We start from the raw sequence: 23,070 nt of genomic DNA, 5'->3' as shown, positions 1-23,070 counted from the left end.
CACAAACGCAAAAAACGGCTCATACAGAGCCGTTTTTTTGCACTTCGCAATTACACCTTCTTCTCAGACGACTTCAAATTGCTGGCCTGTTCGGCCACCAAGTCCATCCAGCCACCGGGCTTGTCTTCATCATTAGAGGCTTTCGCCACCATACCGGCCAATGAACCGAAGTCCTTCTTACGGGCAGCATCGGCTGCTTCAACCGCTTGATGGGCAACCAGGATTTTCTGTAGCGCAGGCGTGTTGGCAGTGGCTTCGCTCAACGGTTTTAGCGGAGGCAAGGCTGCGACCTTGGCGACCATATCGCCCGGCGCTTTAGTGAACGACCTCAGGGCATCCAGATTGCTTGCCACCGGAATCGCGATACCGGTAAGCGGGTCGAATGCGCTGATTTCTGGCAGGCCTACTTTGCCGCTCAGGACAGGACGAGCCAAGGACGGCAAGAACAAACCCAGCAGCATGCGAGGATCTTTTTTCTTGATACTGAGGCCGACGCTTGCCAAAGCAATACCAACGCCGACGACGCGCCCAGCAGTCGCCAAAAGCGACAATTGCTTGTTCGATTCATTATCGAAATGGACAAGTCGAATGCGGAAATAATCGGTGAAAGGCTCGCGAGGACCGGCCTTCGAGAAGTTCATAAACCATGCACGAGAATCGTGGACTTGGTCATCAAATAACGCCACCAAATCCTCCTCGCCGCGGCTTGGCGTATTCGGTGCACTGAACATTTTTTTGTAGCGCTTAGTCCCTTCGGTATAAAGGTACGAATACTCCTCGGCCTCATCTTCTTCGTTGATGAGGTAAACCGTACCACCCAGCAACATATCGGCAACACCACCAAGTGTGAGTCCGTCGTCGACCATACCCCATTCTTGCCGGTAGTCATGTCGAAACTCAGCTGCGGCGCCGCTCAGTTGCCTATGATCCAGGGGCGGTTCAAAGATCTTCTCAGCCCGTAACTTGTCTGCTTTTTCCTGCCCGCCCACAATTTGTATATTCAGCTGATGCTCTTTCTCTTGAGCCTCAGTGTAAACCGGAGGAGGAAGCCCTTTAGTTTTCGCATTGGTTTTAGCGGTATTACGATCTTCAATTGCCTTCCAAGCATAAATTTGGGCTTCCGGCATGTCCGGAGCAGCATTTTTAAAGAAAGATTGTTTTTCCACTCCACCTGCATAGCGATCAATCCGCCAAGCAGTAATCAAGGCGTGCTCACGTTTCATCATGTCCTCTAGCGGACCGCTCTGGCCTTGTGCCTGCCATGCATTAAAACGTTTGATGAGCGTTTCAGAAATTGAAAACTCTGTCTCAAGATCTGTTGTCATCCCCCTCCAATCATCGTGGATCCCTTTTTGCACCACCGGCCCTGGAACCAGTAATGGAGCGCCCGCCATGAACGCTTCCGCATACATATGTTGCAGAGCAATTTGGGATAGGACATGGTCTGACCCAGCCGTCGCCTTACCTTGATCATTAGGCGCGTATCCGCCACCGACATCCGAATGAACTCCGGGATAAATATACTCAACTGTGCCTTGTCTATAGCTTGATCCTTTGGTTTTATCACGAGTACCATCCGCACTCTTTGGACGGCGACGTATTGAGTCCAATGGAAAGCTCGCTCGCTGCTCATGGCCAGAAACCAAATGAACGCAACGTTTTAAATAAGTGCAATCATCAGGAAGAGCTGTACTCTCACAGGCAGAAGTTGCTTCATCAGGAAGGCGCATGGTGCCGTCAGCCCAGTCCATATGCCCTGCGGCAAATGGAACACTGTCGGCAAGCCCCACAGCAGCAACGGTGTCGAACACACCTAGAAAGTTGATCGATATGGGCAGCCCCGCAAATCGGTAGTCAACACCACCATTTGTGCTTTCGCAACGAGTCAGCGCTTGTAACCAATTAACAAAAGTACGAGCTTCTGCAGCTCCTCGAGAGAATCCATAAACATATAGGCGCATTGCCAAAATATGCGGTTTTTCTTCAGAATCATCACGTATTTTCAGTTTATCCTGGAGATCCTGTATCTCCTTTCTCATGATTTTTTCGCGTTTTTTCTCTCCGCTCTCGAACAAACCCAAGCCAAACGTGTTTGCGTAACCATTGGTTGCCATGTCTTTAAGCATTAGTTTGGTTTTTTCGGCAGGAAACCTTTTACCATCCAAAGCTTGCTGTAATGCATCAAGCAACCGTGTCAGCGCCCAATTAATACGATTCTCACCCCCGCTCGCACCAACCAACCCACTGCTGTCAGGAACAAATTCTTCAACATCAGGAAAAACCGTACCAACACCCGGACAATAATATTTCATGAACCCTCCCAATACCATGTCGGGTTCGGCACCTAAGCTAGTATGAAAAAGTCTCGCAACATTACTCCGGGAGTTGGGCGTTGAGGAACCATCCGCCTGATCATTGTTATTAGTACCATCAAAGGCCAATGTTATATGTAGCGTTTTACAGCAGGCTGTTCCACTGTCCGCCTCTCCCTTGGCCTGAAGAAGCTTACGCTGTCTAATGCCAAACGCACGCTCGTCTTGTTTTTGCAGGTTTATATTTTTCGATAATTGCCCTGGGTCATTTGGCAACCGACGCGATGGAGGGAACATCGGGGCAACTAAAGCACTATCTGGCGGAGAGGAATCCTGCCCTATTAATGATTCGAGCATGTAGCCGACTCCTTGGCTTTAAAATACGCCTTATCAGGATAATTTGGATTTTCTGGAGTAAAACAGGTCGTCGACACTTTTACTTGATCGCATGGTAAAAAGTGGACCTGCAGTGCGCAAAATTCATCAACGTATTTTGGGATATCAACTGTTGCAGTGTGGTGAGAATAACCAGTAGCGTGGCGAATAGCTGCTTCTTTCTTGATCTGTCCGTATTGGTCACGCTCAATCGGTCCGCGGGGATTCGGATCCTTATCCCACTCTATATCTGCACTAAGGCTCGGACTCCATTTTAAAGGCAGTGTACTACAGCATACTTCTGCGCCTCCGCCGGAGTTTGGCGGAATACGAGGACCACCCGCGCCATTGATGCTAAATCGTATGATTTCCGAAGATGTATGATTATAGCCAGTAACTGACGTGGAGACCATTTCGGGACCAGCATTACAGGCACTGAATCCAAACACGCTCGACATAATGACTAAAGATTTCGCTGTCATTTTTAAGCTATTTTTATTTAGCAGAGAACATCGAGCCTGCAGAAATCCAGGTAAAGACATATCAGCACACAAGCCTATTTTCTCAAACAAATAATTTAATATTGACATACCTTTGTCGCCTCCATTCTCATCTGGTGTTTTGCAGAGAAAAATAAACTATATTCACTCAAAAATGAGAGCACTTCATTGTCTCCTTGATGTCGAAATACTTTCGATCTGGATAATTTGGGTGCCTGGGTATAAAACAGGTCGTAGAAACCTTCACCTGATCGCAAGGTAGAAAATGAACCTGTATTGCACAGAAATCGCTACCGTATTTTGGTATTTCAACAGTCGCCTCATGATGAGAGTAATGGGCAACATGCCGCTGATAGTCTTCCTTATCAAACTGCCCATATTTATCGCGCTTTATCATTTCTCGCGGATTAGGATCTTTCTCCCACTCGATGGTGGCTCGAAGGTCTGGATTCCATTGAGCAGGAAGCATGCCGCAGCAAACTTGAGTTGCACCACCTTGAAAGGCTGACACAGGGTGCCCCCCGGCTCCGTTCACACTGAATCGATTGATAGCAGCTGAAGTATGGTTGAAACCTGTTACAGGCGTTGACACCATCTCCGGAGCGGTATGGCAACCGTATAGACTTACCAAGCTCACGAACACTAAGAATCTAATCACTCGAAAAACTGCAACGCAGCTTTCAAAGAAGCTCAGGAGGCCGGGCATTTATCCGCCTCCTCGACTTGGAAGTAGTCTTTATCTGGATACTTGGAATGACCCGGAACAAAACAAGTCGTGGAAACTCTCACCTGATCGCACGGTAAAAAGTGTATCTGCAACGCACAAAGTTTCTCCGCATACTTGGGAATTTCAACCGTTTCAGTATGATGAGAGTAAACAGCCTTGTGCCGAACCAGTGCCTCTTTTTTTATTTGTCCATACTGGTCACGCTCGATCGGACCATCGGGGTTCGGATCTTTTTCCCACTCAATGATTGCTCTTACTTTCGGATTCCACTGAACAGGCAGGACACCACAGCAAACTTCAGCGCCTCCGCCAGAATTTGGCGGAATGCTGGGGCCACCCGCGCCATTAATACTAAAGCGAGTTATTTGTGCGGAAGTATGGTTATAGCCGGTAACGGGCGCAGACACCAACTCGGGAACTGTATGGCAACCGTATAAACTTACCAAGCTCACACACAGTAAAAATCTGATACTTCGCAAAGTTCCAAGGTAGCTCTCTAAGATGTTCAAGAAACCGGGCATTCGTCCGCCTCCTTGACTTCGAAATAGGCTTTATCGGGGTAATTCGGATGCTCAGGAATAAAACAAGTAGTAGAAACTTTGACTTGGTCGCAGTTTAGAAAATGCACTTGCAACGCACAAACTTTCTTGCCATATTTCGGAACTTCAACTACGGCTTTATGATTTAAGTAGTTTAGTTTTTTTTCCCTCATTCGCTTACGCCATGCGTCAGAGTACTGGCGCTCAGTCCAAGTAGCAGACGCGTGAGGATCAGGATCTGTCTGCCACTCCACTACAACCTTAACGCGGGGCGACCACGTTCGAGGAAGAACCCCACAACAAACTTCAGCTCCACCACCTAAATATGGGCCAAGATTCGGCCCGCTAGCACCATTAACAGCAAATCGATTAATAGCAGCAGAGGTATGGTTATAGCCAGTAACCGGAGCACTCACCATCTCCGGCCCACCACGACACCCGCTCAACGCCAACACCCCCAGCAAAACCCACACACAGACCAGCACGGAAGACATCCCCCCCCGCACCGACCCACGCGCAATCGTATTCATCAAATCAACGCCTTCGGCGGCTCATCGATCACAAACGACGAGTTCTCCACCAACCACTGTTCAATAAACGGCTCGCGCTCCTCCGGCTCTTTCAATCCCTTCTGATTCGCCGCCAATTGGCTGCGATACAAGTGCCGAATCAAACTCTCGTTACGACTCAAGCCATAGTTCTGGGGCACTGCGCAGCGATCGACCCGGTAGGCATCTGCTTCTGTCCACGCGAGCAGGTTGGCCACTTGGGGGTGATCGAACATCACCGGGCCGGCGGCGGGTACTTGGGCGTGGCGGACGTAGTTGCCGGGCAGGCTTTGCGGTTGTTGGTCGCGGTCGAGCCAGTGCCAGGAGATGACGGCGGCGTGGAAGGCGTTGCTTTGTACCGGGGTCAGGGTTTCAGTGACCGGCAGCAGCATGCGCGGGTCGTAGTAGCGCAACACGCCTTCGGAACGGCCTTGGTTCCATTGGGCTTGAAGGAAGCCGCGCAGGTGATCGGCGAGTGCTTCGAATTGCCATGGGCTGAATACAACAACGACATGTTTATTGCAGTCGACGGCGTTGATGAAAGTTTTCAGCCAGTCGCGTTGGCCGATGTCGACGCGCAGCAGCAACGGGCCGAAGTCGGCGATAGCGACTTCGGGAGTGTCTTCAAACAGCTTGGCCAGTTTTGCCGCTTCAGGCTGTTCAGCGAGCTGTTGCAGGAGCGGGTAGTCGAGGCTGGTGGCGTCGACCAGCACGTCGAGGTGCTGCTGTTTGAGTTGTTGGGCGTTGACCCACAACTCGTCTAGCCAGCGCGCATTGCTTGTGTTCATGAAGTCGTCCTTTATCGTGCGGCCAGGGCTTGAGCGTTACGTTTGGCCCGGGCCAGACATTCCTTGCACACCGGTGGTGGCGGCAGCGGCGAGTTCGGCAGCGCCTGCGGCGGTACTGCGCCGGCGATGTCCTTGTCGGCAGCGCCCGGCAATATCGGCGGCTTGATGCCAATGCCAGTACCCGACCCAGCCGAGCCACCCGCATTGATCTTGATCACCGGCCCAACCACCGTCACCCCACCGCCATCAAGCTTGATAAAGCTCCCACCACCCAAGATGGTCAGCTCCGTCCCCGCCTCAATAACGATCTTGTCCCCAGCCTTAAGGTGAATCTCTTTCCCCACACTGGTCAGTTGCGCAGTCCCCAGCTTCACATGCTGGTTCTGCCCAATCGTCAGGTGATCATCCAGCTTCGCTTCAATCTTGCGGTCGGCAATCGTGGTGCGGTGTTCTTCGGCCTTCAGCTCGGTGTAGGTGTTCTTCACCACCGTGTCGTGGCGTTCATTGCCGACCCGAATCTTCTGGTCGTGCTCAACGTTTTCATCCCAATCGCGCTGAGCGTGGATGTAGATCTGCTCCGCACCTTTCTTGTCTTCAATGCGCAGTTCGTTGTAACCGCCGCCACCCGGGGAGCTGAGGGTTTTGAAGACGCTGCGGGTTTTGTTCGCTGGCAAGGCGTACGGCACCGGGTTTTCTTTGTGGTACAGGCAACCGGTCACCAGCGGTTGATCGGGGTCGCCTTCGAGGAACGTGACGAGGACTTCCATGCCGATGCGCGGGATGCTGATGGCGCCGTAGCGGTCGCCGGCCCAGGAGCTGGAGACGCGCAGCCAGCAGCTGGTTTTGTCGTCGGCGAGGCCTTCGCGGTCCCAGTGGAATTGCACTTTGATGCGGCCGTACTGGTCGCAGTGGATTTCTTCGCCTTTGGGGCCGGTAACCATGGCGGTCTGGCTGCCGAGTACGCGCGGTTTCGGGTGTTCGAGGGCCGGGCGGTAGAACACGTCCCACGGGGTGGCGAGGAAGGTGTTGCGGTAGCCCTGGTGGAAGTCGTCTTTGTTGTCGGTGGTGTCGCTGGTCACGCCTTCTTCGAGGACTTGCGGCTGTTTGCCTTCGTGGAAGATTTCAGTGAGCAGCCACAGGTCGTTCCACTCGCTGCGCGGGTGGTCGGACATGGCCATGAAATGGCCGCTGACCAGTTTGGTCTGGTCGCCGCGACCCTCAGCCTGGCGGTAGTCGGCGCGGTGGCGTTCGAGGGCGCGCTGGCTGAGGAACTTGCCGCGTGCGCGGTCGATGAAGCGGCCCGGGTAGTCGTAGTCTTCCAGATCGGGTTCGCTGCTTTCGCTATCAGGAGCGCCGTCGGGTTTGTACGCGGCTTCCATTTGCAGGCGCGGTTTTTCGAAGTCGTAGTCGCGGCGTGTGGTGCGGCTGGTGCGGGTTTCCAGGCGCAGTCTGAAACCTTTGATCACCGGCTCTTCGGCGACCATGCCGCTGCCCTGCACGTAGGCCGTCGGTTGGCCGAGATCGGGGAACACGGTCTGATCATCGCCGAACACCAGAAGGTGGGCTTTTTCGCTGTGCTGGAAGTGGTAGTGAATGCCTTCCTCTTCGCACAGGCGCTGGACGAAGTGCAGGTCGGTTTCGTCGTACTGCACGCAGTAGTCGCGATCCGGGCACGGTTGGCTGAGCTGGAAGCTATACGCGTTGCCTTTGATGCCGTGTTCGTCGAGGATCAGCGCGATGATTTTCGGCGCCGACATCTGCTGGTAAATGCGCTGGTTGGTGCGGTGATGCAGGTATTGCAACTGCGGCACCATCGACACTTTGTAGCGGGTCAGGCGCTTGCCGGCATCGCCTTGGGCGACGCGGTAGATCTGGCCGTGAATGCCACTGCCCTGCGGATCGAACGCCAGAAACGCCTGCTTGTGCAGGAGCTTTTCCAGGTCCAGATCAGGGTTTTCGCTGACCAATTCCAGGTCGAAACGAAACGGCTGGCTGATGCCTTCGGTGCCGGTGAACGACAGCACTTGCAGGTCGCCGACGTAGTCTTCCACCTTGAGGCTGAAGTGGGTTTCGTTAGCTGGGTTGAACATAAAGTGCTCCCTGTTCGAATGTCATCCGTTACGCCCCAAGTCGCAGACGTTGCAGCCAGGACGAAGTGGCGCCCAAGGCGTCACGCAATTGTTGGGCAGTGATGGTGCGTGCTGCCGGGTCGAAGCTCAGCGCGGTTTGCAGCGCTGGCCAACAGTGTTTCGGTAAGTTCGCCGGGGCGTGCAACTCGCGCTCCAGGTGCTCGTCGCGAGCCTGGGTCGAGGGCAAGCGGCGGAACGGGTGTTTGCCGCCAGCCAATTCATAGATCACGCAGGCCACGCCGTACACGTCCGCGCTGGCCGACAACGGTTGGCCCTCAAGCAGTTCGGGGGCGGCGTAGCCTGGGGTCCAGGCGTTGAAGCGTTCGCGGCTCAGATGCGGCAGGCCGGGCATCACGCCCTCCTCTGCCTGGCCGAGGCCGAAGTCGAACAGGCGCAGGCCATCTTCGCTGAGCATGACGTTGCTCGGTTTCATGTCACCGTGCAGCACGCCGCGACCGTGGGCGTAGGCCAGCGTGTCGAGCAGCGGCAGGACGATGTCGCGCAGTTCTTGCCACGGCAGGCCGAGGGGCCGCTCGCAGAGCAATTTGTCCAGGGTCAGGCCACGCATGTATTCCATGGTGATGAAGGCCCGCTGGCAATCGGTGTCGACTTCAAAGGTGTGCGCACGCACGACGTTGTCGTGGCGCAGGCGTCGGGTCAGGGCGAACTCGCTGTAGAGCAAGGCACTGGCGTCCGGCGATTCGGCAAATTCTTCGCTGAGGATTTTCAGCGCGATGTAAGGATCGGGATCACCGAACTGTTCGTGCAGCAGATCCCGCGCCCGGTAAACGGCGCCCATGCCACCGGCCCCGAGCAGACGCTCGAGGTGGTAGCGACCGGCGAGTACATCTGGCAAAACACCGATGCTGGCCTTGGTCGGCGCCAGCAACGGTTCTGCTTTATTGGCCTTGGCGAAGGCGAAGTAGGTCAGGTTGTTGGCCTGTTCTTCGCTCATCAGCAAGTCATCGATGGGTGATTCGATCTTGGTCATTGGCGGATCACCACGGCAGTCAGGTTGTCGCGCGCGGCGCCACGCAGGGCGCCGTCGAACAAACGTTCCAGCGCCACATGCGGCGCGCTGAGGCTGAGGGCGTTGCCGAGGGCATCGCTGCTCAGGCCCTGATACAAACCATCGCTGCAGAGCAAAAACGCATCGCCCGGATAGACTTCGAGTTCCAGCACATCCAGGGTCAGTGTGTCGGCAGCACCGACGGCTCGGGTCAAGGCTTGAGCCGCCGGGTGTGCTGCCGCTTGTTCGACGCTCATTTGCTGCTCGTCGATCAGTTGCTGTTGCAGCGAATGGTCTTTGGACAGCTGATACAAACGCTGCCCGCGCCACATATAGCAGCGGCTGTCGCCGGCCCAGATGCAGGCCGCGCGATTGCCTTCCACCAGCAGCGCCACGACGGTGCTGCCCATGATGCTGTCGTGACGCCCGGCGGTGACCGTCAACTCTTGGCCCAAACGCCGGTTCAACCAGTGCAGGCACTGGCGGATGGCTTTGAGGCGTTCGTCGAAGTCCTCGTGTTGCGGCAGTTCAGCCAGGCTGGCGACGATCAACTGGCTGGCGATGTCGCCACCCTGATGACCGCCCATGCCGTCCGCGACCACCCACAGCCCCTGCTGCGGATTGTCGAGGAAGGCATCTTCGTTGCGCGCCCGCACCTTGCCCGGGTCGGTACGCGCCGCGCTGCGCCAGGCACTGGCCACCAGCATCAGAGCTGCACCGGCATACGGAAGGTGCGCAGCACGCCCATGTCGAACGGGTTCGGCGTGCGCTGGCTGGTCAGCAGGTAGTTGGCGCGCAGGCCACCCACATCGGCTTTCAGGACCAGCACGTCGCGACCGGTCAGGTACTCGGTCTGCATCAGGTCGAACAGACGGAACAGCGACCATGGGCCGGAGTTCTTCTCGATACCGATCGGGCGCCCGGCCATTTTGTCCATGACCAGACTGGTGCGACCGTCTTCAGCATCGGTCGGCCATTTGAAGGTCATTGGCAGGATCGGACCGTGGCGGTATTCCATGGTCTTGTCGCCGAACTTGAACTCGGAACGGCTGACCGCCGGATCGAGGGTGTACGGCTCAAGCTTGAACTGTACGGTCGGTTCGGCCGGGTTGATCGAGAAGAAGCTCTGACGAATCGTCAGCGCCGCTGCCATCTGATCGAGGTAAACCTTCGACACCGGCAGGCTGTGACCGTCGACGCTGCGCATGCGGTAGTTGCCCGGATCGCCGCTGACGAACGGACGCATGTAGCTGTCGAAGAAGCGGTCGACGATGCCTTGAGCCTTGAAGAACTCGCGGAAGTCGCTGATCGCCACGTCGCTGGTGCTGCTGGCGCTGAACGGATAACGCTTGCTGATGGTTTTGCCATACACGCTGTACAGCTCGTTCTGATAACGGCCGTTCAGGTATTGGTAAGCATCGTTGAGCACCAGACGCCACGAGTCTTCAGCCAGCACGTTGAACCACACGCTCAGTGGACGCGGCAGGCGACCCGAAGCCGCGCGCAGGTTGGTCAGCGCATCACGCTGGCCGCTCATGCGGGTTTTCGCCAGTTCGAACGCGGCTTGTTCCGGCGTGCTGGAACGGGCCAGGCCGGACAGTTGCAGTTGCAGGTCGTTGAGCGCGTTGAACGCTGGCGTCAGGTCAGCGCCCGGGCCGTTGTTGTCATCGAGCAGACGATGCAGCGGTTCGAAGCGACGTTGCAGCGACTTCTTCGCGGTATCCGGCAGGCTCTTCGCCACGCTCAGGGCCGAAGCCTTGTCCGCCACGGCCGACGCCAGTTTGCCGACTTTACCCAGTTTGCCTTTCTGCCCAGCCAACGCATCGGCTGCATCACCGGCTTCATCCACCGGATCGGCGGCTGCCGGGAAGCGGGTGTTCTCACGTACTTCGGTCAACAGCGCCAGCACCGGCGAGTTGGCCGAAGTCAGGCCCGCCAGTTGCTCGGCGCCTTCACCGGCGTCGCTGATCGGCGGCAGTGCAACCTGGCCAACGGCTTCGCTCCAGTAGTTGGCGTAGTCGCGGAAGTACAGTTGCTCCAGTTCGACCATCAGGCGACGCAAGTCCATGTCGCTGATGCCCGCGCCTTCGCCCAGCACCCAGTTGTCACGCAGGATGTCGGTGACCAGCGCCGAACCCTGTACCGAGAAGTACTGCTGATAACCGGATTGCGTGTAGAAACCCGGGATCACGTATTCGGTGCCGATAAACAGCGAACCTTGCGGGCCGAGGTGTTGGCTGAAGCGGTATTCCGGCAGGTTGCGCGCCTGCTCGCGGAGCATGCGGTAAACCACGGTGGCCAGCGATTCGCTGCGCAATACCTGACGCGCCTGGGTGACCAACTGGTCGTTCAGCGGGTAGATAAATGGCTGCTTCAGCAGGCGTTCGAGGTGCGCGTTCAGACCGTTCTGCACTGCGGTGTTGCCGGTGTAGCGCTGCGACCAGTCAGTGGCAACCCAGTCTTTGAGCCAGACGGCATCGCGACGGTCTTTCATGTTCAACATCAGGTACGCGCGCAGGCTGTTGAGCAGCTTTTCGCGGTCCTTCATGTTGGCGCGGATCTGTCCTTCGAGCATGGTGGCAACCCGTGGCAGCAGTTGCTTTTCAAGCTCGCGCTCGTAAGCCTCTTTGACCACTGGATTGACGTCTTCGCCCTGATACAGGCCGCCACGTTCGTGATAGGAAACGTCGCCCTTTTTCGGGAACGCCTGCGTCGCGGCGTAGCTGGTGTCGAGGGTTTTCAGCACGCCCATCGCATCATCGCGCGGCGACAATGCAGTGCGCTGCTGCGTCCAGTTCTGCGCCAGATTGCGCAGGTTTTCCAGACGCTCGTAGTTGGCCGAGAAACCGCCCGCCCACAGCATGCCGAACAGCGCCAGTGCCGCCAGTGCGCCGACGTACAGCGCCCGCTGGCCCCAATGAATGCGGCTGCGCTCGCGCTTGTCCAGACCGGCCAGATCGGCCTCGGGGAAAATCACCCGGCTGAGCAGGTGATGGATGAAACGCGAACGACCGCTGCGCAGGGTCGGCAGCACACCGGCGTTCATGCCGAGGCTGGCGCCGATGCCGGCGGTGGTCGAATCCATTTCCTGGGTCAGGTGCGGTGCACTGGTCAGGTAGAAACCACGCAGCTGCGTGGCACGCTGATAACGGTTGCCGGTGAACGCCATGTCGACGAACAGGCACAGGCGCTCGCCGATCTGCCCCAGCTGATGCGGGAAGTCGAGGATGCGGCCACGGCGCTGAGTATCGCGTTCGGAGTGCATGCGCATGATCACTTGGCTGTTGAGGCGACGCAGCAGTTCTTCGAACTCGTTGCGCAGCACAGCCACGTCGGTGCCGACCTGATCCTTGCGGAAACTGGTGCCGAGCACCTGATCGCTTTCTTCGCGGGTCAGTTGATCGAAGAACTCGTCGAAGCCGAGCAGCTTGTCAGCCTTGCTCAAGACCAGATACACCGGCACATCGACGTGCAGTTTCTGATGCACATCTTGCAGACGACCGCGTACTTGGCGCGCCAGGGTATCAATGTCCTGCTCGCTGCCGCCGAGCAGGGTTTCCACAGGAATGGTCACCAGCACGCCGTTCAGCGGACGGCCGCGACGACGCTTGCGCAGCAGCTCCAGCAAGGTCGTCCAGGCGCTGCCGTCGACTTCCACATCCGGTTGCGTGGTGTAACGCCCGGCGGTGTCGATCAGCACACCGTGGTCGGCGAAGTACCAGTCGCAATGACGGGTGCCGAGGGTGTCGCGGGTCAGCTTGCGGTCGATCTTGTTGATCGGGAATTCCAGACCGGAAAAGTCCAGCAGGCTGGTCTTGCCCGAGGCCTGCGGACCGATCAGCAGATACCACGGCAAGTCACTGCGCCAGCGCTCGCTGCGGCCGCGATACAGACTCGACGTCTTGAGGGTTTTCAGCGCGTCCTTGAAGCGCGCTTTCAACTCTTTCTGCTCGTCGTCGATCAGCTCTTCGCGGCGGATGCGATCCTGGCCGTCTTCGGATTCCTCGACGGCTTTCTTGCGGATACCGGCGCGCCAGCTGACGAAGACCATGGTCAGGCCCCAGATCAGGAACAGCACGGCGATGGTCAGCAGGCGGGCGGTCGAACCTTCCCAGAACTTGTAATCATCGACTGCCAACAACGGGCCGACGAACCACACCAGCAGCGCTACAAAGAGCACCAGCAGCAAGGTCCAGACCCAGGTCTGGCGCAGGAAGGCGCCGACTTTCTTGAAAAACTTTTTCATCACACGTCCCTGTTTACGGCTGCGACTGCGGTTGGACCGCGGCTGGATCAAGCGGCTGATAAGGTTGCAGAACGGTGTCGCGCTGCTCGCCCAAGACCCAGGCGAAGCCCGAATACATCACCACCAGACAAACGACAGTGAACAACACCACCATCCATGCCGGCACGATGCGCACCAGGTTGCGGCGCTGATCGTCGAGGCCTTCCCAATGCGGCGACAACTCGCGTGGCACGTCGCCACGCAACTGACGGATCTGCCGGTACAGGGCGTCGCGGATGCCTTCGAGTTCGAGCATGCCGCGTGCCTGGACGCGGTACTTGCCCTCGAAACCGAGGGACAGGCACAGGTACATCAATTCGAGCATCGGCAAGTGCTTGACCGGGTTCTTCGACAGCCGATCAAGCAACTGGAAGAACTTCTCGCCACCGAAGGTTTCGTTGTGGAAGCTGCTCAGCAGGCTCATCTGCGACCACTCGCTTTCGTTGCCCCACGGCGTAGTCACGACAGCTTCGTCGACCACGGTGCAGAGCACGTAACGCGCGGCCATGACCTGGCTGCTTTCGGCGCCGTTGTGCAGGGCGCGCACTTCAAACAGCTTGAGCCCGGCGGTCAGGCGCTCATTCAGCGCGTACATGTCTTCGCGGGTTTCGCTGTGCTTGAGGCGCACCACTTCCGAGAGCAGTTCGGAGGATGCCGCCACCAGCGAATTGAGGCTGATGTTGAACGCTTCCGCCGGACGCAGGCGCGCGGCGTAGATCATGCGTTCTTCCAGTTGCTCGAAGCGCGGCGGCGCAGCGAAGTCGGTCAGCGGACTCGACGCCGGTCCGTGGCCTTGACGATCGAGCAGGACGGTTTTGTCGTCCTGGTTGTAATCCGTTTCCTTGATCATGTCGGTCAGTTCCTGATGGCCCAGAATTTCAGTTCAAGCTCGGCAAATTCGCCGGACACGTGGAACGCGAAACCGCCGGAGCGCTCGAGTTGTGCCAGGTCTTCGGAACTGAGTTCGAGGATGAAATAGGTTTTGTTCGAGTGGAACGCGATCTGCCGCGGGGCCACCGGCAACGGTTTGACCTTGATCCCCGGCAAGTGCAGGTTGACCAGTTGGCGGATGCGCTCCACCGGGCCGACCTTGAGGTGCGCCGGCAAGCGATGGCGCAGTTCTTCGGAGTCGCAGTTGGCACTGGCCGCCAGCACGAACGAGGCCGAGCCGAGCAGTTTGTGGTCATGCAACGGCGAGACGATGATGCCGTACTGACGCGCTTGCAGGATCAGTTCGATGGCGTGCTGTTCGAGCACCATCGACAGCACCTGACGAATCGCTTCCATCAGTTTGCGGAAGCTCGCGCCCTGATCGGCGTGGGAGTAGCGGCTGTCCAGACGCGGGCGTTTGCTTTCGCCGGAGAACGTCGCCAGATCGCCGAGCATGGTCAACAGCGTGCGATACAACTCTTCCGGATGCACTTGCTCCAGGCCGAGGTAGTGACGCAGCAGCAGTTCGGTACGGTTGATCAGTTGCAGCATCATGAAGTCGCCGACTTCCGCGCCCCCGACCTTACCGTTCGAGCGAATCCGCTCGGCAATGGTGTCGCCACGGTGGCTGAGCATGCTGATGACTTCTTTCAGGCACGACAGCAGGTAGCTGGAGGCGTGGGCCTGAATGTAGGTCGGGACGAAATCCGGGTCGAGGCTGATCACGCCGTCGGGCGTGGTGTCGAGCACGTCGCAAATCTTCAGCTTCACGTAGGCCTGATCGCTCTGCTGCTCGCCGAGCAACAGCTTGAAGTCCGGGCGACCGCAGCTGACCTGGCTGGCGGAATCGTCGCCGGCGTTGGAGTCGGCCACTTCGGCGTCATACGCGGTGTAACGCGCAAGCACGTCGGATTGCTCCGGACGGCGTGCTTCGATGTGGTTACCGGTGACCAGCGGCAGCGCCAGGTAGATCGGCGTGTTGCCGGTGTTCGGCGGCACGTCCAGCGCCAGCGGCTCAGTGTTGCCACCGAGTTCGAACAGGCTGCCGTCCGGCAGAATCCCCGAGGCTTCACTGATCACCAGTTTGCCCATGTTGAGGAACTGCAAGTCGATCTCCAGATTGAGAAACCCCCAGGTGTAGCCACCGAGCAATTGGGTGCGGGTTTTCATCTGGTGATCGTAATAGCGATCGTTATGCTGGAAGTGCTGCGGACGCAGCAGCATGCCTTCCTGCCAAATGACTTTATGGGTATTCATGGTCAGTCATCCGCCTTGGCGAGCACTTGATTAGTGTTACGGATGCCGGTCTGGTCCAGAGTCAGATCGACTTCGGTAACTTCCAACGGAGTGATCTGCACCGTGTGGCGCCATTGGGTTTCCGGCAAGTCGCGGTAAGCGGCAAGAACGCCAACAAAACGGCTGCCCTCTTCCACCTTGAGCTTCAGTTCCACGGTTTCGCCCGGGCGCAGTTCGAGTTCTTCACTGGCCACCAGATCCGGGTTGAGGGATTCCTTGGCGCGTTCGTAGAGGCTGAAGAAATCAGCGTTCTCGAAGGTCACCGGGTGTTTGAGTTCGAACAGGCGTACCACCACCGGCGATGGGCGGCCATTGAGGTCCAGATTCAACTGATCGCTGCCGGTGAGCTTCAGGTTGATCTTGGTCACTTTCGAGTACGGCGACAGCGACGAGCAACCGGCGAGCAGCACCAGCACGGTGAGCGCAGTCAGCGTCTTGAAAAAAGCGGTCGAGCGGCGAGACATGCGCATCATCCTTGGTGGTCGGTGTGAAGGGTGGAAATCAGGCGGATCTGTTCTTCGTAGGCCTGGGCGAAGTCGCGGGCCAGCAGGCGCTCGCTCCAGTCATCGTCCTGACGCAGTGCCTGGTGATAACGACCGAACGCTCTCCAGCGCCCGCCCGATGTCGCGATCAACGGCTTGCTGTCGCGCTCGAAACGCAGGGTCAGTTGCTCCGGCGAGAAATGCTCCAGCGTGCCGCGCACAGCGGCGCGGCTGGCGGTCAGCAGCGCCACCTGATGCGCCTGCAAATCGCGGAATGCACGGGAGATCGCTTGCTCGGCCGGCAGATGCCCAGGCTTGCTTGGCTGCAACAGAATCTGCAGCGCTTCGCTCGGGTCGACGGCGAATTTCAGCGGGTTCTTGTTGGTGCCTTGCACGGTGGTCTGGGCCAGACGCAGCTCGTTTTTCAGCTCGGAACGGGTACGCAGGCTCTGCTGCAAACCGCCGATGCTTTGGCGCAACAGACGCGCGGCGTTCAACGCCAGGGCTTCGCGTTCGTCGTGACCGAGGCCTTTGACGTCCACACCCAGCGCAGCGCCAAAGTGCTCCCAGAAACCTTCGCTCTGGCGCTCGACGGCTTTCGGTGCCGGAGCGGGCTCAGGTTCGGCGGGCGCGGCAATCAGCTCTGGCACCATCAGGCTTTCCATGTCGATGCGCGCGTAGTCGGCGCGCTGACGGGAGTCGTCCGGCTTGGTGTTCGGCGCCAGCAGTTCGTCGATTTCCGAGTACACGCGCTCTTGCTGTTCGAGGGCATTGAGCGGGTCGAGATCGAGGAACGCGTCGTCCGGGATGATGCTGCCGGCCGCACGCGGGCGCCCGACTTCACCGTCGAAGGTCGCCGGGTCGCGTACCAGTCGCGCGCGGATTTCGAAGTCACCGAGCACGTAAGTGCTGCCATGCTCGATGCGCACCGGCTCGCCTTTGTTCAGGCGTGCGCCGCTGCTGCCGTCCTGGACACCGTTGCTGCTGGTGTCGGTGAGGAAGAACGTGCCTTCGCGGTAACTGACAATCGCGTGGTGATTGGACAGGTGACGCTTGCGGTCAGGAATGATCCAGTCGCAGTCCTCGCCCCGCCCGATCACGCCACCGGCCTGTTTGAAGGTCCTCTGGCACAACTCGGTGGGCACGAACTGCTTGGTGTTCAGCATTTCGAAAACCAATTCCATGTTTGATGCTCCTTGCGGTCACTTGCCGCGATTGACCGCTTGCGGATCACCCAACGGGCGATAGTCGTTGTCGTTGAATTTGTAATTGCCGCTACAGCCGCCAAGGCCGCATAGAACGACGAGGGTCAGCAGGACAGCGTGCCAGTGACGAACAGACATCAGAGGGTCTCCAGAGGTAGACAAAGCACAAAGCGCCGACCCTTGCGGGCGGCGCTGTTATAAGCGAATTCGTTGTTTTGGAAGGCTCTAAACCGGGGCCTTGAGCCAATCCAAGGAGGTACGACAATCTCCTGTAGCGAGGGGACTTGTCCCCGCTGGGGTGCGCAGCGCCCCCAAAACCTGATTTCCGGTTTTTTCAGGAAACCTGCGTTTACCGAATGGCGACTGCTACGCAGCCGAACGGGGACAAGTCCCCTCGCCACAAGGAGTTTGCCTGCGACAGGAGATCTTTGGCCTACAGGGAATCTGCTGGGTGCAGAAGGCAACTTCAGATCAACCATCGAAGTCACCCAGGTTGATATTCAAACGGCCGAGGCGGTACAGCAGCGTGCGCCGAGGCAAGCCCAGTTCGCGGGCGGCGAGGGTCTGGTTGCCATCGTTTTTGCGCAGGCAATCGAGCAACAAGGTGCGTTCGACCTGCTCCAGGCGTTCGCGCAGATTCAGGTGGCTGTTGTCTTCCGGTGCCGGCTCCATGCGCAGGGAGAAATGCTCGGCGAGCAACTCGCCGCCTTCGCACAACAGCACCGCGCGCTCGACCAAGGCCTTGAGTTCCCGCACGTTGCCGGGGAAGGTGTAACCGCCCAGATGCTCCAGCGCTGCGTCCGACCAGCGCACCGGATCGCGCTGCAAGTACGTGCACGTCTTCTCGGCAAAGTGCTGGGCCAATTCAAGGATGTCGCCTTCGCGCTGACGCAGAGCGGGCAGCTCGATCGGGAATTGCGCGAGGCGGTAGTACAAGTCTTCGCGGAATTTGCCCTCGCTGACCAGCGTCGACAGATCGCGGTGCGTCGCAGCGATGATGCGCACATCGATCTTGTGCGTGTCGTTGGAACCCAGCGGACGAATCTCGCCTTCCTGCAACACGCGCAGAATCTTTGCCTGCAACGACAGCGGCATGTCGCCGATCTCGTCGAGCAACAGCGTGCCGCCATTGGCCGCATCGAACAGCCCGGCGCGGTCGCGGTCGGCACCGGTGAAGGCGCCTTTGCGATAGCCGAACAGCTCACTTTCCAGCAGATTTTCCGGCACGGCCGCGCAGTTCTGCACGATGAATGCCTGGGAGCGACGCGGGCCGCAATCGTGAATCGCGCGGGCGACGACTTCCTTGCCGGTGCCGGTTTCGCCACGCAGCAGCACGGTGTACGGGCTGTGCAGCACTTTGCTGATCAGCGAGTGGGTCTGGCGCATCGCCGCGCTTTTGCCGATCAGGCCATAACCACTGATGCTCGGCACACTGCGCGCAGCCATGGCCGATTGCGCCAGCGGCTGACGCAGACGTTGCAGCAAATGCAACTGGCCAAGCACGAACGAGCCGAGCTGACCGAGCGAATCGGCAAAGCCTTGCAGGTTGGTGCGACGCCGGCTGGCACACAGCAGCAGGCCTTCGACAGCCTTGTGCTGATTGACCAGCGGCACACACAACAGCGACTGCCACGGCGAGGTCGTCGCTGGCAGGAAACTGGTTTCGTGCAGGCTGCCGCTCAAGTCGTCGAGGCACACGACGCGGTTCTGGCAGAGGGCAAATTGCAGCAGTTGTTCACCGTTGTAATCCGCTGGCAGGCTCGCCGCTTCGCGCGGTTGCAGGGCGCCGTCGAGGCACTCGGCGTTCATCCCCAGGCACGTGTGAGTGGCGTCGAGCAGATACAACTGAGTCAACTCGCAACCACTCAACTCGGCCAGACCGCGCACGAAGTCACCCAGCAACGCAGCACCGTCCGCCGCCCGCGACAGACTGGCGAATTGCGCCAGCAACGCTTCGGCATAGACCAGCGGCTGCGGCACTTGAGTGAACATCACACCCACCTCAGGCGAACTCGCACGTCACGCTGGATTCGCCGTCGAGCGTGGCATGCACACGCTTGAGGCTTTCACCGGTGGCCATGGCATCGAGCAGACGATCGGCCACCAACGGCAGCACGTGTTGGTCGAGCAGATGGTCGATCAGGCGCGCGCCGCTGTCGCTCTGCGTGCAACGCTCGGACAGGTGATCGACGAGGTTCTGGCACCAGCTGAAATCCAGCTGACGACGGTTGAGACGCTCGCCGAGACGACCGAGTTTGATCTCGATCAGCTCGCGCAGTACCGGGCCACCAACCGGGTAGTACGGCACCACTTTCATCCGCGCCAACAGCGCCGGTTTGAAGTGCTTGCTGAGTACCGGGCGAATGGTTTCTTCGAGCAACTCGGCGGTCGGCCGTGCGCCGTTTTCGCAGAGATCGCTGATGCGGTCGCTGCCAAGGTTCGAGGTCATCAGGATCAACGTGTTGCGGAAATCGATCTCGCGACCTTCGCCGTCGTTGGCCACGCCTTTGTCGAAGATTTGATAGAACAGGTTGAGCACATCCGGATCAGCCTTTTCGACTTCATCGAGCAGCACCACCGAATACGGCTTCTGGCGCACGGCTTCGGTGAGCATGCCGCCCTCGCCGTAACCGACGTAGCCTGGCGGTGCACCGATCAGGCGGGAAACGGTGTGCTTCTCCTGAAACTCGGACATGTTGATGGTGGTGATGAAACGATCACCGCCATACAGCAAGTCAGCCAAGGCCAATGCGGTTTCGGTCTTGCCGACGCCGCTCGGACCAACCAACAGGAATACGCCGACCGGTGCATCAGGTTTGTTCAGCCCGGCAGCGGTGGCGCGCATCGAGCGATCCAGTGCGTGCACGGCTTGTTCCTGACCACGGATGCGTGTGCGCAGGTCAGTGGCGAAGCTGGCGACCTTGGCGTTGTGTTCGCGAGCCAGTTGCGCCAGCGGCACGCCGGTCCAGGCGCTGATCACTTCGGCAACCAGACGCGGGCACACCTCGAAGCTGACCAGACGCTCTTTGACCTGAGCGGCAGTCAGGGCGCTGTGGGTTTCGTTGAGCAGGGCTTCCAGAGCCTCGACACTTTGGCCTTCTTCGACTTCGGCGACGACGGTTTCGATTACGGTGCCTTCGGCGTCTTCTTCAACGGTGACCACTGGCTCGACTGCTGCGGCTTCGCGAGCCTTGGCCAGTTGTTGACGCAGATCCAGCAGGCGTTCGGCCAAAGCTTTCTGCTCAGTCCACTGGGTTTCCAGCGCAACCATTTCGCTTTCGGCTTCTTCAAGACGAACTTCCAGCGCGTCCAGTGCTTCGTGGTCGATCAGCAGACCGGCTTCGGCATCGCGACGCAGCGCCTGACGCTGACGGCCACCTTCGGCCAGTTCGCCACGCAGACGCTCAAGGCTTTCCGGCGCGGCGGCGAGGCTGATGCGCACGCGGGCACACGCGGTGTCGAGGACGTCGACGGCTTTGTCCGGCAGTTGCCGACCGGCCAGATAACGTGCGGACAACTCAGCAGCCGAGACCACCGCGTCATCGCGCAAGTAGATGCCGTGGCTCTTCTCGTAAACCTGGGCCAGACCACGAAGGATGGTCACCGCTTCGCTGACGGTCGGTTCGTGCAATTGCACCGGCTGGAAACGACGGGCCAGGGCCGGGTCTTTCTCGAAGTATTTCTTGTACTCGGCCCAGGTGGTCGCGGCGATGGTGCGCAGTTCGCCACGCGCCAGTGCCGGTTTCAGCAGGTTGGCTGCGTCGGAGCCACCTGCATTGCCGCCCGCACCGATCAGGGTGTGGGCTTCGTCGATGAACAGAATGATCGGTTTCGGCGAAGCTTTGACTTCGTCGATCACGCCTTTGAGGCGACGCTCGAATTCACCTTTGACGCTGGCGCCGGCCTGCAACAGGCCCATGTCCAGCGACAGCAGCTCAACGCCTTTGAGCACTTGCGGCACTTCACCGGCAGCGATGCGTGAAGCCAGGCCTTCAACGATGGCGGTCTTGCCGACACCGGCCTCACCGACGACGATTGGGTTGTTCTTGCGGCGACGGGCGAGGATGTCGACCATCTGGCGGATCGCGCCATCACGGCACAGCACCGGGTCGAGTTTGCCGTCGCGGGCCTGTTGGGTCAGGTTGTGGGTGAAGCGCTGCAACAGCGATTCGCCCTGCGCCGCCGGTTTGCCATTGCCCGCCGGTTGCTCCTGTTGCGACAGGGCAAATTCTTTCAGGCGATCGATATTCAGCTTGGCGAGCAGCGGCTGATAACGGCTGCCGGCGTAGCGCATCGGATTGCGCAGCAGGGCGAGGATCAGCGCGGCGTCTTCGACCTGGGTCTGGCCCAGTTCAAGGTTGGCCACCAGCAGTGCGTCTTGCAGCCACTGCACCAGCTCCGGGGCGAACACCGGATTGCGCGAGGCGCTGTGTTCGACGCGCGATTGCAGCGCGGCGCTCAGTTCACCGGCGTCGACGTCGGCATCTTGCAGCGCGCGCGCGAGCAAGCCGTTTGGACGCTCCAGCAGGCCCAGCATCAAGTCTTCGACGAGGATCTTGCTGCCGCCACGGGCCACGCAACGCTCGGCCGAACGTTCCAGATCACGACGGGTTTCGGCGTCCAGCGCCTGGATGAGTTGTTGCAGGTCTACGTTGATCATGGCTCACGTCCTTAATGAATTTTGCTGCCCAGGGTCACCACGCCGTCCGCTTTTTCGCGGCCCAGCCAACTGGTCCAACCGAGGCGACAGGCGTTCTGCTCACCGATGCGCAGTTCGCGGATTTCTTCCTGGCGCAAGACCAGGCGGATGTCGTAATCGAGCGGGTCACGCAAAGTGAACCGCACCAGCGCGCAGAGCGGCTGGTAACCGAAACCGATCGGCAGGAATTCATGGAATCGCTGCCAGTCGAGTTCAGTAATGTGAATGCGGAATTTGCCGCTGCGGTCGCGCACGTGCTCGCCGAGCACCAGGTCTTCACCGAGCAGGCTGTTGGCGCGGCCCAAACGATTGCGCTGCTCTTCGAGGATTTCCACGCGGCGCTCGATGCACTGCTCGATGACCAGGTCTTCGTGCTTGAAGTAGTAACGCAGCACGGCTTCGATCAACGCCGCCGAGTGCGCCCGCAAGCTGAGCAAACCGAGGTACGGCAGCAGGCGTTTCCAGTTGAGTTCCTTGGCCTTGCGGATCTCGTCGCCGCCCAGACCGATCAGCGCAAACAGCTGCGACGAAAACGGGTCGAGCGCGCCGCTCTGGAAGCTTGCGCGGTAGCGATACTTGCGCCAGATCGGCAGCATCAGCCGTTGCAGGCGATGGTGGAACAGGTCGAGGAAGTTGCGCGTGGGGTTGCCGTCCTCGCTGTCGCCCAGAGCCTGTTCGCCGTAGAACGCCGGCAACGGCGAACCCGAGCCGACCAGGCCGATCAGGTTGAAACGCATGCGCGCGCGCATCTGCCCGTGCTCTTCGAAGAACTCCACGCGATCAACATCACTGCGTGGAAAACCGAGGCTCGGGTTGGCCTGGAACTCGACCTGATCGTACAGATCGTCTTCGCTCAGGTGCGGGTGTGCTTCGCGCAGCCGGTCGATCACCAGCAGCACGGCCTGAAACAGCGAGTACTCGCGTATTACCTTTGTCAGCCCGCTTAAAGCAGGGGCTGCAGGCCCATACGTGGTGTCCAGTGGTACACCTCTCCCTGTGTTCTTTTTACCCGCAGCTCATGGAATGAATTGAGACTGGCGTAAAGCGCGAAAAACTCGTTAAGAACCGAAGCGAAAACGAACAGGTCGCCCTCGCCGATATACCCTTCCGGGTCGATGGTCAGTTCGGTGCGCAAACCGCGCACCGGCAAACCGCGGTGCAAGCGGTCGACGTGGTGATGCTTGATGTGCTTGAGGCCGCCGAGCAGGCGTTTGCTGACCTTCTCCGCGTGCTGGTCGTAGTAGCG

At 58.9% G+C, this 23,070-nt stretch carries 19 protein-coding genes; all 19 read right to left on the bottom strand.

All coding sequences use genetic code 11. The features are described from left to right. Positions 1-50: 50 nt before the first annotated feature. Positions 51-2,669 (bottom strand): T6SS phospholipase effector Tle1-like catalytic domain-containing protein, encoded by a 2,619-nt coding sequence (locus ACIPZE_RS26035; RefSeq protein WP_400776211.1) that lies wholly within the window; start codon positions 2,667-2,669, stop codon positions 51-53. Beyond that, positions 2,654-3,277: a DUF3304 domain-containing protein gene (locus ACIPZE_RS26030; protein ID WP_283438323.1), complete on the bottom strand. Its 624-nt coding sequence runs from the start codon at positions 3,275-3,277 to the stop codon at positions 2,654-2,656. Before ACIPZE_RS26030 ends, ACIPZE_RS26035 begins: the two co-directional genes overlap by 16 nt. Positions 3,278-3,335: 58 nt before the next feature. Then, positions 3,336-3,893: a DUF3304 domain-containing protein gene (locus ACIPZE_RS26025; protein WP_283438322.1), complete on the bottom strand. Its 558-nt coding sequence runs from the start codon at positions 3,891-3,893 to the stop codon at positions 3,336-3,338. Continuing rightward, the gene (locus ACIPZE_RS26020) at positions 3,878-4,435 is read right to left on the bottom strand and encodes a DUF3304 domain-containing protein (protein WP_400776208.1); all 558 of its coding nucleotides are present in this window, start codon (positions 4,433-4,435) and stop codon (positions 3,878-3,880) included. Before ACIPZE_RS26020 ends, ACIPZE_RS26025 begins: the two co-directional genes overlap by 16 nt. After that, positions 4,420-4,947: a DUF3304 domain-containing protein gene (locus tag ACIPZE_RS26015; protein WP_400776241.1), complete on the bottom strand. Its 528-nt coding sequence runs from the start codon at positions 4,945-4,947 to the stop codon at positions 4,420-4,422. Before ACIPZE_RS26015 ends, ACIPZE_RS26020 begins: the two co-directional genes overlap by 16 nt. Positions 4,948-4,982: 35 nt before the next feature. Continuing rightward, entirely contained in the window at positions 4,983-5,789 is an 807-nt protein-coding gene (locus tag ACIPZE_RS26010) for a DUF4123 domain-containing protein (protein ID WP_400776205.1), read from the bottom strand. Between the two features lie 11 nt (positions 5,790-5,800). Further along, positions 5,801-7,879, bottom strand: coding sequence for a type VI secretion system tip protein VgrG (locus ACIPZE_RS26005; RefSeq protein WP_400776203.1), 2,079 nt, complete (start codon positions 7,877-7,879; stop codon positions 5,801-5,803). Between the two features lie 28 nt (positions 7,880-7,907). Then, positions 7,908-8,909 (bottom strand): serine/threonine-protein kinase, encoded by a 1,002-nt coding sequence (locus ACIPZE_RS26000; protein ID WP_400776200.1) that lies wholly within the window; start codon positions 8,907-8,909, stop codon positions 7,908-7,910. Next, positions 8,906-9,634, bottom strand: a complete 729-nt coding sequence (locus tag ACIPZE_RS25995; RefSeq protein WP_283438316.1) for a PP2C family serine/threonine-protein phosphatase — start codon at positions 9,632-9,634, stop codon at positions 8,906-8,908. The genes ACIPZE_RS26000 and ACIPZE_RS25995 overlap by 4 nt, the downstream gene beginning before the upstream one ends. Continuing rightward, positions 9,634-13,173, bottom strand: coding sequence for a type VI secretion system membrane subunit TssM (tssM, locus tag ACIPZE_RS25990; protein ID WP_400776196.1), 3,540 nt, complete (start codon positions 13,171-13,173; stop codon positions 9,634-9,636). The genes ACIPZE_RS25995 and tssM overlap by 1 nt, the downstream gene beginning before the upstream one ends. 13 nt (positions 13,174-13,186) lie before the next feature. After that, a complete protein-coding gene (gene icmH / locus ACIPZE_RS25985) occupies positions 13,187-14,062 on the bottom strand; it encodes a type IVB secretion system protein IcmH/DotU (protein ID WP_129386608.1) in 876 nt (291 codons plus the stop codon). Between the two features lie 5 nt (positions 14,063-14,067). Continuing rightward, complete coding sequence (gene tssK, locus ACIPZE_RS25980; RefSeq protein ID WP_186531064.1) at positions 14,068-15,399, bottom strand: type VI secretion system baseplate subunit TssK; 1,332 nt, start codon at positions 15,397-15,399, stop codon at positions 14,068-14,070. A gap of 2 nt (positions 15,400-15,401) precedes the next feature. Then, positions 15,402-15,902 (bottom strand): type VI secretion system lipoprotein TssJ, encoded by a 501-nt coding sequence (tssJ, locus tag ACIPZE_RS25975; protein WP_400776192.1) that lies wholly within the window; start codon positions 15,900-15,902, stop codon positions 15,402-15,404. Positions 15,903-15,907: 5 nt separating this feature from the next. Continuing rightward, the gene (gene tagH / locus ACIPZE_RS25970) at positions 15,908-17,104 is read right to left on the bottom strand and encodes a type VI secretion system-associated FHA domain protein TagH (protein WP_283438314.1); all 1,197 of its coding nucleotides are present in this window, start codon (positions 17,102-17,104) and stop codon (positions 15,908-15,910) included. 18 nt (positions 17,105-17,122) lie between these two features. After that, positions 17,123-17,263 carry a hypothetical protein gene (locus ACIPZE_RS25965; RefSeq protein ID WP_003229566.1) on the bottom strand — a complete coding sequence of 47 codons (141 nt, stop codon included), beginning with the start codon at positions 17,261-17,263 and terminating at the stop codon, positions 17,123-17,125. A 333-nt stretch (positions 17,264-17,596) separates the two neighbouring features. Further along, positions 17,597-19,117: a sigma-54 interaction domain-containing protein gene (locus ACIPZE_RS25960; RefSeq protein ID WP_400776189.1), complete on the bottom strand. Its 1,521-nt coding sequence runs from the start codon at positions 19,115-19,117 to the stop codon at positions 17,597-17,599. A 10-nt stretch (positions 19,118-19,127) separates the two neighbouring features. After that, positions 19,128-21,785, bottom strand: coding sequence for a type VI secretion system ATPase TssH (tssH, locus tag ACIPZE_RS25955; protein WP_400776187.1), 2,658 nt, complete (start codon positions 21,783-21,785; stop codon positions 19,128-19,130). A gap of 11 nt (positions 21,786-21,796) precedes the next feature. Then, complete coding sequence (gene tssG, locus ACIPZE_RS25950; RefSeq protein ID WP_253481308.1) at positions 21,797-22,804, bottom strand: type VI secretion system baseplate subunit TssG; 1,008 nt, start codon at positions 22,802-22,804, stop codon at positions 21,797-21,799. Then, a partial coding sequence (locus ACIPZE_RS25945) for a type VI secretion system baseplate subunit TssF (protein ID WP_400776185.1) occupies positions 22,768-23,070 on the bottom strand: 303 nt, incomplete at its 5' end. The genes tssG and ACIPZE_RS25945, both read right to left, overlap by 37 nt.

Origin of the sequence: Pseudomonas sp. NPDC089741 (assembly GCF_044748825.1) — a bacterium.
GTDB classification, from domain to species: Bacteria; Pseudomonadota; Gammaproteobacteria; order Pseudomonadales; family Pseudomonadaceae; genus Aquipseudomonas; species Aquipseudomonas helmanticensis.
This window is presented reverse-complemented; position numbering and strand designations above follow the sequence as displayed.